General features: G+C 45.4%; 13 protein-coding genes. 11 read left to right on the top strand and 2 right to left on the bottom strand.

The window, feature by feature from the left end; translation table 11 throughout:
• Window positions 1-318: 318 nt before the first annotated feature.
• The 6 genes from RIG68_RS12525 (at window position 319) to RIG68_RS12500 (ending at window position 5,820) form a co-directional block, all read left to right on the top strand.
• Window positions 319-1,602, top strand: a complete 1,284-nt coding sequence (locus RIG68_RS12525; RefSeq protein ID WP_350122577.1) for an alpha/beta hydrolase family protein — start codon at window positions 319-321, stop codon at window positions 1,600-1,602.
• Window positions 1,603-1,750: 148 nt separating this feature from the next.
• Window positions 1,751-2,509, top strand: coding sequence for a CPBP family intramembrane glutamic endopeptidase (locus tag RIG68_RS12520; RefSeq protein WP_350122575.1), 759 nt, complete (start codon window positions 1,751-1,753; stop codon window positions 2,507-2,509).
• A gap of 208 nt (window positions 2,510-2,717) precedes the next feature.
• Window positions 2,718-3,152, top strand: coding sequence for a hypothetical protein (locus RIG68_RS12515; RefSeq protein WP_350122573.1), 435 nt, complete (start codon window positions 2,718-2,720; stop codon window positions 3,150-3,152).
• A 161-nt stretch (window positions 3,153-3,313) separates the two neighbouring features.
• The gene (locus RIG68_RS12510) at window positions 3,314-4,411 is read left to right on the top strand and encodes a ligand-binding sensor domain-containing protein (protein WP_350122571.1); all 1,098 of its coding nucleotides are present in this window, start codon (window positions 3,314-3,316) and stop codon (window positions 4,409-4,411) included.
• A 12-nt stretch (window positions 4,412-4,423) separates the two neighbouring features.
• Window positions 4,424-5,350, top strand: a complete 927-nt coding sequence (locus RIG68_RS12505; protein WP_350122569.1) for a helix-turn-helix domain-containing protein — start codon at window positions 4,424-4,426, stop codon at window positions 5,348-5,350.
• Window positions 5,351-5,421: 71 nt separating this feature from the next.
• Window positions 5,422-5,820: a DUF1398 domain-containing protein gene (locus RIG68_RS12500; protein ID WP_350122567.1), complete on the top strand. Its 399-nt coding sequence runs from the start codon at window positions 5,422-5,424 to the stop codon at window positions 5,818-5,820.
• A gap of 276 nt (window positions 5,821-6,096) precedes the next feature.
• Here the strand turns inward: RIG68_RS12500 and RIG68_RS12495 are convergent, their stop codons facing one another.
• Window positions 6,097-7,770: a sulfatase family protein gene (locus tag RIG68_RS12495; RefSeq protein ID WP_350122565.1), complete on the bottom strand. Its 1,674-nt coding sequence runs from the start codon at window positions 7,768-7,770 to the stop codon at window positions 6,097-6,099.
• A 420-nt stretch (window positions 7,771-8,190) separates the two neighbouring features.
• On the opposite strand from RIG68_RS12495, the gene RIG68_RS12490 reads away from it, so the two are divergent.
• From RIG68_RS12490 to RIG68_RS12475, 4 genes are all read left to right on the top strand, one after another.
• Window positions 8,191-8,355: a hypothetical protein gene (locus RIG68_RS12490; protein WP_350122563.1), complete on the top strand. Its 165-nt coding sequence runs from the start codon at window positions 8,191-8,193 to the stop codon at window positions 8,353-8,355.
• A 306-nt stretch (window positions 8,356-8,661) separates the two neighbouring features.
• The gene (locus RIG68_RS12485; protein ID WP_350122561.1) at window positions 8,662-9,258 is read left to right on the top strand and encodes a hypothetical protein; all 597 of its coding nucleotides are present in this window, start codon (window positions 8,662-8,664) and stop codon (window positions 9,256-9,258) included.
• A 350-nt stretch (window positions 9,259-9,608) separates the two neighbouring features.
• On the top strand, window positions 9,609-10,985 hold the full coding sequence (locus RIG68_RS12480; RefSeq protein ID WP_350122559.1) for a coiled-coil domain-containing protein: 1,377 nt from the start codon (window positions 9,609-9,611) through the stop codon (window positions 10,983-10,985).
• 251 nt (window positions 10,986-11,236) lie between these two features.
• Window positions 11,237-12,181, top strand: coding sequence for a hypothetical protein (locus tag RIG68_RS12475; RefSeq protein WP_350122557.1), 945 nt, complete (start codon window positions 11,237-11,239; stop codon window positions 12,179-12,181).
• Between the two features lie 121 nt (window positions 12,182-12,302).
• On the opposite strand, the gene RIG68_RS12470 is transcribed toward RIG68_RS12475, so the two are convergent.
• Window positions 12,303-12,674, bottom strand: coding sequence for a winged helix-turn-helix transcriptional regulator (locus RIG68_RS12470; RefSeq protein ID WP_350122872.1), 372 nt, complete (start codon window positions 12,672-12,674; stop codon window positions 12,303-12,305).
• A 128-nt stretch (window positions 12,675-12,802) separates the two neighbouring features.
• Between RIG68_RS12470 and RIG68_RS12465 the strand changes: the two genes are divergently transcribed.
• On the top strand, window positions 12,803-13,594 hold the full coding sequence (locus RIG68_RS12465; protein ID WP_350122555.1) for an SDR family oxidoreductase: 792 nt from the start codon (window positions 12,803-12,805) through the stop codon (window positions 13,592-13,594).
• Window positions 13,595-13,609 lie beyond the last annotated feature (15 nt).

The raw sequence follows: 13,609 nt of genomic DNA, 5'->3' as shown, positions 1-13,609 counted from the left end.
CCGGGTTTAGACTATTCGGAGTTTAAAATCGCAGTGATAAAACCCATGGTCGAAATTGGTAAATACAAATTTCCCATTAGCTGTGGGCGGCTTTAAAAGCAACAATTTTAACCTTGTGAAATTTGCGTTTGCAGATAAAATGGCATTCGGATTTTCTACAAACAGGTCATTTTTTTCACTTACAAACGAATGGGGCCATATATCTCTTAACCATATCGAAATACCAATTATCCAGGAGCAACATATTACGAGAAGCTAAAGATGGCTGTAAAAAGGAAATGGAGGGGCATCCCTATTCGGTATGAAATATCAAAACTCATGAAACATATATCATTTTTATCAATTTTAGCTTTGCTCTCTTTTGGAGAATTAATTGCTCAAACCTGGTCAGGAACTATCCACTTCGGAAAATCGACGATAGACTATCAGATCAATCTGGTAGAAACAGAGAACCAAACCAATGCGTTCTTTACGAGCATCCATATGAATGCGTATGAAATTCCATGTCAAAAGACAACCCTGGAAAAAGACACTTTGAAATTTTTTGTAGTAAGCGATTACTACACATATAGTTATCAATATATCAAACAAGAGGAAAGCTTTCGTGGAGAATTAAAAGTGTATTCGAACGAAACAGAGCAATTATTAAACACTTTTGAAACCAACTTAAATCAAGAATTTTCAATTGAATCTGACGTCATTGACAAACAAGAACTCAGCTTTTCGTCGAACAGCCTTGAACTATCAGGGACACTGTGGAAACCAAAAAACCCAATCAATGCGGGTCTTCTTTTCCTGACGTCCTCTCAAGGCAATGACCGAAGTGCAACCAATGCAGAAGCTTATTATTTTGCCAGTTTAGGTTATACTATTTTTAATTACGATAAACGGGGAACTGGCAAGTCTGAAGGAGATTGGCAATCGGCAACTATCGAAGAGCTCAGCTCAGATGATATAAATGCCATTGAGTTTTTTTCTAAAATTTCAGCGCTTCCCTTTTCCGAAATTGGCATTAAAGGAAGCAGTCAGGGAGGTGTCAAGATTCCTTATGTTTTATCAAAAATGCCTGAATTGGGTTTTGGAATTTCAATCAGCTGTCCCGACGGCACACTTTTGGAAAGTGATTTAAACTATTGGGAAAATTTAAACAGGAATCAAATAGGTGAAAGAGAACTTCATAAAGCCTTAAAAATGCAGGAAGCTGGATATAATTATCTGGCAGGAAATATTTCCTATGAATCGTTGGAGCAGCTAAAAAATAAAAACAGTAAAGAAGATTGGTTAAAATACTGTTGGATACCTGAACGTGATATCCAGAAGGACTACAAACTAAATTTTAAAGGACTTCCTTATTTTGAGAATATAACTCAACCTGTTTTGGTCATTCAGGGATTAGCTGATGAAGTGATTCCCCTCAACAGCTACCTTACGATTGAAAAGGCTATCAAAAAATCAAAGTCAACCAATTACCAGATGGCCACTTTCGAAAACACCACTCATTCCATGACATTTTTGAATGAAGAGTTTCCCTATTTTCAAATATTATCACCTGAATATTATCCTGTTATAAGCAAATGGTTAAAGAAAATGAGATCGCTTTGATTAGTTATTTTGACCGATACTAATGCTGAATTAGCATAGCCTGTTTCAAAGCAGTTTGGCATGTGATCAGGAATTGCCACGTAATCTGCCCTAGCCATGCTTCTCGTTATACAAAACGGCAAAAAAACCACAAAATGGATTTCAATAAATGAAAAAACAGAAAGCATTCTTGGGATTAATACTATTTGGGTTGGGGATCATTGGCGTGCTGTCGATTCTTACAATGGAAATACGTTTGCCTTCAGAAGCAGAAGCGCTCCTAAAAGAGAGTTTTACCCCTCAACAAATAAAAATGTTGACCTTAGTCAACCCAACAATAATGCTGGTTGTTGCAGTAGTTATAGGAACTTTCCTTTATCAAAAAGTTAGTTTGAAAGTACCGCTCATTGAGAAAATGGTGGGTGTAATGGATGATAATTTGAATACCATCAGCATTTTAAAATATGGGGTTTTGGGAGGTGTTATGTCTGGAATTTTGATAAGTCTTGTTGGTTTTATGTTCAATTCAATTCTTCCAACAGAATTTTTGGAATTAGGTGAGTCATTAAAACCCACCTTAGCTGCCAGATTTTTATACGGAGGATTAACTGAGGAAATTCTTATGCGATTTGGGTTAATGACTTTAATAGTTTGGATAGCCTCTAAAATATTTGGGGAAACAAAACCAATTACATATTGGACCGGGATCATCATCGCTTCTATCCTATTTGCACTTGGGCATTTTCCAATTGCTTACCAGGCAGTTGAATATCCTTCAACAGGTCTATTGAGTTATATACTTATTGGAAACACATTTGGCGGATTAATATTTGGTTGGCTTTACTGGAAAAAAGGATTAGAAAGTGCTTTCTTGGCTCACATATTTGCACACGTGATTATTGTAATGACTGAACCAATTTTAGCCTAATAAAGAAGCAAGTGGCTAACCCTGTATATAGTAAATAGGATGTTCAATGATTTACGAAAGTTTAGTGCTGTTTGCAAGCCGTCAGCGCTTCACGTCAAACCTTTTGTGAAGCCATAGATTTCGCAAACTCCTTTGTAATTTACTAAGTTTCGGCTCGCAGTGCCACCTCAGAACATGGCGACCGAAATGGAATCCAGACTACAATGATATGGCGCCATTACAACAAGTGATTGAAAAGGCGAAAAATAACCCCAAAAAACTCTTTTTGTTCGACGGGTTTGGAGCCAGCCTATCCGCTTTCCTGTTGGGGGTTGTGCTGGTCAAACTGCAGACACTTTTTGGCATACCCGCAGCAACTTTGTATACGCTGGCGGCATTCCCGGTAATATTTGCCGTCTATGATTACTACTGCTATCGACGTGTGGCATACCAATTGGGACCCTTCCTCAAAGGAATTGCACTATTGAACTTGCTGTATTGTTGCTTGTCTATCGGTTTGGCAGTGTATCATTACGGAACCATCACAAACCTGGGGTGGATTTATCTGTTGATTGAGGTTTTGATAGTCGGCCTTCTGGCACTCATCGAAATAAAAGTAGCCAAAAGGTTGCAAAAATTCGATCAATTTGGTCCCACCAGATGATGCGATCAAGTGGTGATTGCCTCGAGGCCTTTCCCACTACCTGCCCCCCCCGGCCACAAAACTTTTACATTCTTTTTACAATCCGTTTATAGCGCTCCGTGCGCACTTCCCGTAGTTTTAGCCATTGCCCATTCAAGAGAACGGGCAGTGAAAGAGAATCCATGAAAAAATACACACTTGTTTACCTGCTGCTCTTAGCGGCTGTTTTTTGCGCTTCGTGCAAACAACAAACCAAAGCCGACCAGCCCACGGAAACTCCCCAAGTCGCCGAAGTCAAAACCGTAGCCGCCTACACCGGGCCGACCAACATTACCCGGGCTGTGATACAAGACCAAAAGGGTGACATCTGGATGGCTACCTGGGAGGGCGTGTTCCGCTACGACGCCCGCCTACCGGACGGGCAGGGCACCTTTACCAACATGACCACAGGCATAAGCGATGCCCGCTTCTTTTCCGCTTTGGAGGACACGAAGGGCCACCTCTGGTTCGGTACTATTGGCTCGGGTGTTTATCGGTATGATGGCGTCAACTTTACGAATTTCACCACCAAAGACGGCCTTCCCAACAATGAGATTACCTGGATATATGAAGACAAAGCCGGCCATATCTGGTTCGGTGTGAACGGAGGGGCCAGCCGGTACGACGGCACCTCGTTTCGGAATTTCCTGATCGAAGGAGAAACGATGGTGGAAGACACCACAGGCAAAACAATCCCGGATCTTACCCGTCCGCCCATGGAGGTAAATGCCATCATGGAAGACCGCTCAGGCAAACTCTGGTTCGCTACCCGGGGCCGCACGTTCATGTACGACGGGAAAACGTTCACCGCCCTCCTGCACGACGACCAGCCTTTTACCAATGTTCGTACGGTCATCGAAGACAGCAAGGGGCAACTCTGGTTCGGCGGAAACGACGGCATGTGGCGGTACAGCACCCGCCTACCGGACGGGCAGGGCAACAAACTGACGCAAATCTCGAAGGATTTTTGCGGGTACATCTACGAAGACAGCCGGGGCAATATCTGGACAAGCTCCGAAACAGGTAAGGGTTGGGCCCTTTCCCGCTACGATGCCATGACATTGGCTGGCTTAAAGGCTACGCCCACGGTGATCGACCCCTGGAAGGGCGGAAACCCAGGTTTGGTCTTTGGGATTTTGGAGGCCAATGACGGAAACATTTGGTTTGGCAGCACCGATGGCGTGTATCGCTATGATGGAGCGAACCTCACAGATTTTAAGGGGAAAGAGGGGCAGAAATAAAGACTTGGGCGGATGAGAGCCACTCCTCCCTGGCGTCTCGGCGTCTCTGCGAGAAAAAAAAGGCTCCACGCAAAGGTCTCCGTCTCCACCGCCATGGGGCTTGCACTACCGCCCACTTTGTGTATTTTTATCCCAATTGCCTCACGAAAACACTTCCAGGCGGCCAACAACCCAATGAAGTTTGAAAAACATCTTCCGACTGAGAGACTAAAGCCCTATATCAGGCACTTTGTGGTGTCGGAAAGTGAGCTGGAAAATGAGTACAAGGTATTCCCTACCGCAGGCCTTGTTATTGGGTTTCAGTACAAAGGCCAGCTGGCGACGGTGAAAGGCAATGTGGCCACAAACCTGGCTACCGCAGGTATCACCGGTATTTCCGATAGTTTCAAGGTCTTCAAAAACGCTGCGGGTATTGGCTCCATTCTGGTGTATTTTACTGAAACTGGTTTCACACATTTCGCCTCACATCCTGCACACGAGCTCTTCAACCTGAGCCTTTCGCTGGAAGAAATTTTCAGCAGGGACAGCATCGGCGAGCTGGAAGAGAAATTGTTCGTTGCCACATCCGACCAGCAACGCATCAAACTGGTGGAGCTGTTTCTTCTTGCCCGGCTCAAAAATATTCAGGCCGACAAACTCATTGTTGAGGCTGTCCGGCTTATCTACCAGAGCAATGGCACCATCCGCATTCAGGAGCTGAACGACAGGCTGGCCATCAGCCAGAGTCCGTTCGAAAAGCGCTTTCGAAAAGTAGTGGGAACCACACCCAAGAAATTTGCCTCCATCGTGCGGTTCAACACTGTGCTCGACAACCTTAGCGAAACAAAATCGCTCACCAACATCTGCTACGAGCACAATTTCTTCGACCAGGCACACTTCATCAAGAGCTTCAAACAGTTCACCGGCGACACACCCGAGCAATTCAAACGCTTCTTGTAGAAAAACGATTTTTTACAATCAAAGGGCCATTCTTCATTGCTCCTTTGCACCATCATTTTACAAGCAAAGCAATGAAGAAACCAATGTTTACAGTAGACCAAATCAAAGCTGCCCACAGCAAAGTAAAGTCAGGCGCCGACTTCCCTTCTTACATTCAGGAAATTAAAGCCCTGGGTGTAACCCACTATGAGGCCTACGTAACCGATGGACATATCGACTATCATGGAGACAGTCACACGGCAAAAGTACCTGCGAAATATGACGCTACAGCAATAGCCGACACGGCCAATATTGAGGCCTTTAAAACGGAGCTGGTGGCCCATCAGCAAGGCAAAACGGATTATAACACCTTCATAAAAATGTGTGCCACCTATGGTATCGAAAAATGGATCATTTGTATGGAAAAAATGACCTGCACCTATTACGACAAAGCGGGAAACGAAATTTTGGTGGAACAAATCCCGCAGTAGGACAGTGCTTGCCCTCCGGCGCAGGTTCATTCCTCCGCCCTGTACCGTGTCTCACGGGCCAGGCTCCATTGTGGCTTAAAATGTCCAGCGAAGAAAAATAGCACGCTAAGGCGCAGACCGGACAAATCCGATCGCAAAGGCTGTTGATCTTTCGGAGGCAGCCACAACCAGTTCTTCCTTTGCGTCTTGGCGCCTTTGCGTGATATTACTTCGGGGGCCAAGCCTAAGCGGCCCGGCGGACGCTTGAACCAGTTGAGTCGTAAACAAATGACATAACTATTTCGATTCGGCCTCTTTCGCCCGCATCTCCTGCAACATTTTTCCAATCTCTTCCCTTGAATATTTCCAGTATTCAATCACAGGGTTCTCCTTTACTTTCTCATGATACTCTTCGATGAACATCTGATTGAGAGAATCGCTGTCCTGATACTGGGCCCGAAGTTGGTCCAGCTGCTGATGCAGCTCGGCTTTTACCTGGGCATAGGCCGGATCGTTGTACACGTTCTGCATTTCCTGTGGGTCCTTTTCCAGGTCGAACAGTTCCCACGTGTCTATATCATAGTAATAATGGATCAGCTTATACTTGCTGGTGGTGATGCCGTAGTGGCGCATCACATTGTGCTCCGACGGATGCTCGTAATAGTGGTAGTAGTGCGCTTGCCTCCAGTCGGCCGGCGTTTCCCCCTTCAGAATCGGCACCAGACTCGCTCCCTGCATGTCGGCTGGTATCTGTGCCTGGGCGATGTCGATCAGTGTTTCTCCAAAATCGAGGTTAGATACCAACTGATTGCTCACCGAGCCCGCCTTCACCACGTCGGGCCAGCTAATCAGCAATGGCGTGCGCAACGACTCACTGTACATCCATCGCTTGTCAAACCAACCGTGCTCGCCGAGGTAGAATCCCTGGTCCGAAGTGTAGATCACAATGGTGTTCTCGTCCAGTCCGTTGGTCTTCAGGTAATCCAGCAACCGGCCCACACTTTTGTCCACAGCGGAAACAGATGCCAGATAGTCACGCATATACCGTTGGTATTTGAACCTCACCAGGTCATCGCCAGTCGGGTTCTTTTGCTTGAAGTCTTCGTAGATAGGCCCATACACCGCATTCCATTTTTCCTTTTGGGCCTCAGTCATGGATGCCGGTGCATTTTCCATCATTTTGAGGTCTGTTTCCATCTTCATGGTTTTGGCAATCGTCATGTTGTTGAGCGAGGCTGCCTCCCGGTCGCCGGAGTAGTCGTCGAACAGGCTTTCCGGCTCAGGAAAGGTCACATCTTCATACATGCCCAATTCGTTGGGGCCAGGCTCCCAGTTTCGGTGAGGGGCCTTGTGCCACATCATCACCATAAAAGGTTCTTCATCTTCCTTCGCAGAGTCAAGCCACTGCAATGTTTTGTCGGTGATGATGTCCGTCGCATACCCTTCCACCTCGTATTGTCCGTCCTTGTTAATGAACTGGGGATTGTAGTAGCGCCCCTGATCGGGCAGGATATCAAAGTAATCAAACCCGGTGGGCACACCACCCAGGTGCAGCTTACCAATGGTGGCTGTTTTATAACCAGCCTGCTGCAGCACCTTGGCGAAGCTTTCCTGACTAAAATCAAACTTTGAGCCAATGGTATTGTCGATAAATCCGTTGAGGTGGCTATACTTTCCCGTAAGAATAGTCGCCCTGGAGGGCCCGCAAATGGAGTTGGTGACCAGGCAATTATTGAACAGCATGCCTTGCCGGGCTATCCTGTCGATATTGGGTGTGGGCGCCAGCTCGGCCAATGCCCCGCCATAAGCGCTAATGGCCTGGTAGGCGTGGTCATCGCTCATGATGAAAATGATATTAGGCCTTTTTTTAACCTCTTCTGCTTGCTTGGTTTCTGGTTGGCAGCCGGTAAGCATCGCGACACCTACCAGTAAAAGACAGGCAAGGTGGGCAGGTAGTCGTTTTGATTTCATAGGTGTATCCATGGTTGGTTCGATAATGCCGAAAGTCACTGCGACCCGGTAGTAACTGTTACACAACTCAAGGTACTGAAAAAATAGTATTTTTTATTTCTTAGGTAGTCGGCCGGCGGAGCGATGCTGGACCCGACTGCCACCGCAAACGCAGGTTTTGGACTTGCGCTAGATGGGAATGGAACTAGCTGTAGATGGAGTTCAATCCAGCCGTAGACCGACATGCATCTAGCTGTAGATGGATATCCATCTTGCCGTAGACCGAAATGCATCTTGCTGTAGTTCGAAATCTATCTTGCTGTTGATGGAGATGCATCTAGCCGAAGACCGACCGGCATCTGGCCGTAGATGGAGATCCATCTAGCGCTAGATGGAGTTGAATCTAGCGCTAGACCGGGAGCAATCTAGCGCTAGATGTGAATGGATCTAGCGCTAGATTTGGAAAGGTCTTGCGCTACTTCCATCTACCTCTACCCTAACAACCACCTGCCTGTAGCGCTACTCCCCCTCTCCTTTTGGGTGCAAAGGCAACAACTTGTTGCGCTGCATGGAGGTGCATGTTGCCTTACAGGGAGGAAAAAGTAGCGCTACTGCGAGCTGGAAGTAGCGCTACTATGGGGGTATAAGTAGCGCTACTGTTGGTTACATCTAGCGCTACTGTTGGCTGGGAGTAGCGCTAGATTTGGAAAGGTCTTGCGCTAGATCAGAAAAGGCCTTGCAGTAGCCCAAAATGGCCTATGCGCAACTGATTGAAGGAGCCAGGTCTACACCCCGCTACCGCCAACGCCACAGGTGCCTTTCCATACACCAACCGGCGCCAACTTTCACCGCAGCAAGCAGACGGTTTCACGAACAAAGTACGGTACTTCATGCTGTTGAAGTCTGCTCTCATTGCTGAATCAGGCAAAACTTCTTAGGCAAGAGGAAGACGCCGATACCCGTACCGATAGAAACAAGAAGCACAACAGGGAGGAACGGCTAGCCTCCGACTCATTCCAGGGGTGGCGCAGGATATACTCAATGTTCACCACTGTCGCTAAAAAACCTACCGCTGTCAGCCCGGAAGTGACAGCTGTTAGTAAAAACCCTACCGCTGTCAGTAAAAAGGTGACAGCGGTGACCAAAAAGCAGACATGTGCCACGAAAAACACGCCAGCTGTCTGTTCGGAGGTGACAGCGGTCACCAAAAAGATAACAGCTCTCACCAAAAAGGTGACCCAGTTCAGCAAAAAGGTGACAGCGACCACCAAAGAGATGACCCAGTTCGCCAAAAAGATGCGAGCGACCACCAAAAAGATGATCCAGTTCACCAAAAAGATGACCCAGTTCACCAAAAAGGTGAGAGTGACCACAAAAATCAGGGGGAGGGGGTATCTGGAAGGGGGGTACCCCCCTCTGGGAGGGGGTAGAAGGCGGTTTTTCAGGTATTTTCGGCTCCTATGGGTCTACAAGCTGGTTGGTCGTCTTTCACGTCCTGAAATAGGTTGACAGGTTAAAGAGCTATTCCTACAATAGGTTGACACCAATCGCCTATTCCTGGAATAGGTTTGAAATAAGTGCTGGCACACCGCTTCTCGAAAATATAACCGGAATCATTGGCGAATAACCCCCCTTTTCACTAGTATTATTTCCGTTAATTTTTAGTTCCGGCCCGTGAGCTTGTTTGCCGGATTTTTTGCCAGCTAGTTTTATTCTATTATCTGAGTTTTTTTTACCTGTTGGTATCTAGGAGTGGTTGGTAAGATCTATGTTAACCAATTGAAAAAACCTAGAAATAGAGTGTTCCACAGCCAGATTTTACGAGTCGCAAAAATTTCACCGCTTAAATAATACTAAACATGTTTGATGGTAAAAACTCTAAAAAGATTGAGTATCTGGAGGACGAAAGGAAAAAGCTCTGGGATCGATTAACAATCCTAGAAAAAAGAATCGAAGAAAGACCTTCAGACATTGAAAAAGAGGCACGGCAGGCATCAAAAAAAGCTGCCGAATATAGAAATAAGGCTGAGGAACGATCAAATGAGTCTTCTGAGATTCTTGCACGAATTGCAAAAACAGAGTCAATGCTAATCGAAAAAGCTGATTCAATATCAAAAATAAAGGATCAAATTGAGCAACTGAATCAGAATTCTAGAGAATCCAGTGACAGCATTGATGCACGAAGCAGTGAACTCTTAACCGCATTAACCAAGATCACTGACATTTTTGATGAACATCCAGATCTAGAAAGTGAGGCTGAAAAACTAAACACCACACTGACGGAAATACAGGAAAATGCAAGTAAAGCAACAACCACATATAAAGGTATTCTAGCAAAGAAATCTGAAATAGATGAACTACATCGGGAAATTGTCGGGTATGAGGACGAGGATGAAGATGGTAAAATTGTAAATATCGAGGGATTAAAATCTGCGCTGGAAACCGCATACAATGAACTAGATGAAAAGACCACAGAATTAGCTGAGCAAATAGAAACCCTTGAAAACTCCAGTCAGGAACAGTACAATCTTTTTATTAGTAAAAATAGCCTCGAAATAGATAAAACTAAAGAAGATGCCAGAAGAGAATATGATGGAATTAACAAACGTATTGCGTCACTACTACCAGATGCATTAACAGCGGGACTCAGCTCTGCATTTATTGCAAAGAAGAAGGAGGAGGAGTTACTCTTTAACGAGTATAAATCGAGTTTCAATAGAGGAATCTTCTATCTATCCATGGTTTCACTGATTCCGATGTCCATTAGTATTTTTTTTCTTTCTACAGGCTCAAGCCTGATTGAAGTTATTGAAAGGTCACCGAAGATACTTTTATCATTTATGCCGCTATATGCGCCCCTAATATGGATCACAATTTCGGCAAACAAAAAGGTTAATTTATCAAAAAGATTAATTGAAGAATATTCTCACAAACAAGTGCTTAGCATGACTATTGAAGGACTATCAAATCAAATACAAGGCATAGAAGACAGTGCTTTGTCAGAGGAACTCAGAATAAAGCTGCTTCACAATTTCTTGACTGTGAGCAATGAGAATCCAGGTAAATTAATATCCGATTATCAGAAGTCTGATAACCCATTTCTCAATATTCTTGATCGAGACAGACCTAAAGGCCAATCAATAGTAAAAACTGTCGAAGAACGAACAAAAGACATCATTGGAAAAGCTGCCGATGAAATAGAGGAAGGAATTTCAAGCGCCACAAAGAAAGCCTAGAATCAATAAAAAAACATCATAATCGAATAGACTAGCGTGAACCATTAACCCCCATCGTCCTCGTTTAAGAAAAAGCTGAAACGACAATGTGGAGGTTGTGCCACGGATTATGACCCAAAAAGCCGCCTGTCAGAGTCAACCAAAACAGCTGGAATGCAACATTACCTTCCAGACAGCGTCAGTTGAATTTTCGTGACATTGTGGTATCTTCAGTAACTTTTTTAGTTGAAAAATACCGAACACTATCGACGATGACAAAAACCAACAGTGAGAATGGAAAGCCTCTAGAGGATGAAAAAGTCGAAAAAGCTTCGACCAAGACTGGGACTAAGCCGAAGAAATGTGGTCTTATCATGCCGATATCGCCAACTTCTGGATACGACAATAATCACTGGGAAGATGTGAAACGAATCCTGCTCGAAGTGACCGATAGTCTCGAACTCGAAGCAGCACTAGTTAGTGACGACAAACCATCCGGTCTTATTCACGAGCGTATTGTCCATAACCTTTACTTAAACGACATCGTGATTTGTGACGTTAGTAGTGCAAATCCGAATGTTATGTTTGAACTCGGAATGCGACTAGCCTTTGACATGCCGACAATCATTATCAAAGACGATCTGAGTAAATACAATTTCGACATCGCCCCGGTGCAACACCTCAAATATCCTACGTCGCTTCATTACCATGAAATTGAAAATTTCAAGAAAGATCTCGCAGCCAGCATAACAGCTACACTGCTGGCCGCTAAGGTCAAGGACTATTCGCCTTTTCTAAAAGCTTTCAGCAGAACTATTCCAAAAAAGCTTGAGCAGATAGAGGTTGAAGAGGGTCGCTATATACTAGAAAAACTGGAAAGCCTGGCGTCCAGTATTGATAGCCTAAAACGAACCGTCAATCCTCATTCTACAGCAATTGCCTCATATTTGGAAGATGTTGCTAATGACTACTCTCACCAGATGCCAGATGCTATTCGAAAGAAATTCACTCCAAGTGGTTTTCCAGATTTAGAGGCGCAAATAGTTAAGGCCATGATGCTCAATAGAAGTACAATCTACATAAAATCGCTCATCAAGAGTTATGCTAAGCAAATTGGTCTCGAATTCAGTCCCGAACTAATTGAAGGCATGATCGAAAGCGCTCGCAATTCAGTATCTGCCCGCCAAGTGGAACAGCTAAAGAATAACCTCGCTTGATAAAGCAGACCCCCATCGTCCTCGTTTGAGCGATAGCGGAAACGGCTGTCCGCCCGGGAGGACGTATGAGACAGGCGAATGCATCGCCACTCAACAAATCAAAATTGGTGCAGGAGTACATTCATTCGTCCGCTTGCATCCCTTCACTTTTCAAAATAAGAGACCGCAAACGCTCCTCATGCTTATCTCCCCAGTCGCCCAGCGCTGAAATGACAGGAATCAATGTTTTGCCAAAATCAGTCAGGGAGTACTCCACTTTGGGAGGAACTACAGGGTAAATTTTCTTCGTCACCAATTCGTGCTGTTCCAATTCTTTCAGCTGCACATTCAACACCCTGCGTGAAGCGTCGGGTATTTTTCGTTGCAGCTCGCTTGGGCGCTGAAATCCTTCATTGATAAACCACAGCAATCTGATCTTCCACTTGCCGTACAGCACTTCGCCGATCAGGTCGAGACCGCAGTTCAGGTTCAACGGAATTTTTCTTTCATACATATCACAAAAATAGCCCAACGCAGCGAAATATGGCATATGGGACAAATTTATCCCTATGTGATTCGATTGCCCGTACTTGTGGCAGCTGTTCGTATAGCCCAATTTTGCCCTGCACTAAGAGATGCAAAATGGAACATTTTAACTTCAATAATGAGCTATCGGGCCACACCGCCCTGGTGACTGGAGGAACAAAGGGCACGGGAAAGGCCATTGCCGAACGGCTGCTGCAAGCAGGGGCTACGGTGATCATCACGGCGAGGAACAGTCCTGACGAATCACATAAAAACCTTCACTTCATTCCTGCCGACCTAAGCACCCCGGAGGGCACAGCCAAAGTGATACAGGAAGTAAAGTCAGCCTTCGACAAGCTGGACATTCTGGTCAATAATTTGGGTGGTTCGGACACACCCGGTGGCGGCTTTTCCGTATTGACCGACGACGACTGGACCACAACGCTTCAGTCAAATTTACTGGCCCCGGTACGGCTCGACAGGGGATTTTTGCCTGGCATGATCCAACAAAAATCCGGTGTCATTATCCACATAGGCTCCATTCAGGGCAAGCTGCCGTTGTTCGACTCCACCCTGCCGTATGCAGCCGCAAAAGCTGGGCTCATCAATTACAGTAAAAGTTTATCGAACGAGGTATCACCCAAAGGGGTGCGTGTGCTGACGGTTTCACCAGGCTGGATTAAAACCGGAAGCTCAATAGCCATGATGGAACGCATTGCCGAGAGCTCAAACATCAGTATTGAGCAGGCAACGCAGAGCGTTATGGACGCCCTGGGTGGCATCCCCTACGGCAGACCAGCCAATCCGGAAGAGGTAGCAGAGCTGGTGGGCTTTCTCGTATCGCCAAGAGCCGGCTATATAACCGGTACCGAATTCGTCATCGACGGAGGTACCATCCCAACGATTTAACAACTAAAACATACA

The sequence above is a fragment of the Imperialibacter sp. genome (assembly GCF_040222385.1).
In the GTDB taxonomy this organism is placed as follows: domain Bacteria; phylum Bacteroidota; class Bacteroidia; order Cytophagales; family Cyclobacteriaceae; genus Imperialibacter.
The sequence above is the reverse complement of the archived record's forward strand: the minus strand, read 5'-3'. Positions and strand labels throughout refer to the sequence as shown.

What these genes read in the sequence shown, in the direction of transcription:
- RIG68_RS12525 (WP_350122577.1), top strand. Translation starts at nt 319, where the DNA reads ATGAAACATATATCATTTTTATCAATTTTAGCTTTGCTCTCTTTTGGA.
- RIG68_RS12520 (WP_350122575.1), top strand. Translation starts at nt 1,751, where the DNA reads ATGAAAAAACAGAAAGCATTCTTGGGATTAATACTATTTGGGTTGGGG.
- RIG68_RS12515 (WP_350122573.1), top strand. Translation starts at nt 2,718, where the DNA reads ATGGCGCCATTACAACAAGTGATTGAAAAGGCGAAAAATAACCCCAAA.
- RIG68_RS12510 (WP_350122571.1), top strand. Translation starts at nt 3,314, where the DNA reads ATGAAAAAATACACACTTGTTTACCTGCTGCTCTTAGCGGCTGTTTTT.
- RIG68_RS12505 (WP_350122569.1), top strand. Translation starts at nt 4,424, where the DNA reads ATGAGAGCCACTCCTCCCTGGCGTCTCGGCGTCTCTGCGAGAAAAAAA.
- RIG68_RS12500 (WP_350122567.1), top strand. Translation starts at nt 5,422, where the DNA reads ATGAAGAAACCAATGTTTACAGTAGACCAAATCAAAGCTGCCCACAGC.
- RIG68_RS12495 (WP_350122565.1), bottom strand. Translation starts at nt 7,770, where the DNA reads ATGAAATCAAAACGACTACCTGCCCACCTTGCCTGTCTTTTACTGGTA.
- RIG68_RS12490 (WP_350122563.1), top strand. Translation starts at nt 8,191, where the DNA reads ATGGATCTAGCGCTAGATTTGGAAAGGTCTTGCGCTACTTCCATCTAC.
- RIG68_RS12480 (WP_350122559.1), top strand. Translation starts at nt 9,609, where the DNA reads ATGTTTGATGGTAAAAACTCTAAAAAGATTGAGTATCTGGAGGACGAA.
- RIG68_RS12475 (WP_350122557.1), top strand. Translation starts at nt 11,237, where the DNA reads ATGACAAAAACCAACAGTGAGAATGGAAAGCCTCTAGAGGATGAAAAA.
- RIG68_RS12470 (WP_350122872.1), bottom strand. Translation starts at nt 12,674, where the DNA reads ATGTATGAAAGAAAAATTCCGTTGAACCTGAACTGCGGTCTCGACCTG.
- RIG68_RS12465 (WP_350122555.1), top strand. Translation starts at nt 12,803, where the DNA reads ATGGAACATTTTAACTTCAATAATGAGCTATCGGGCCACACCGCCCTG.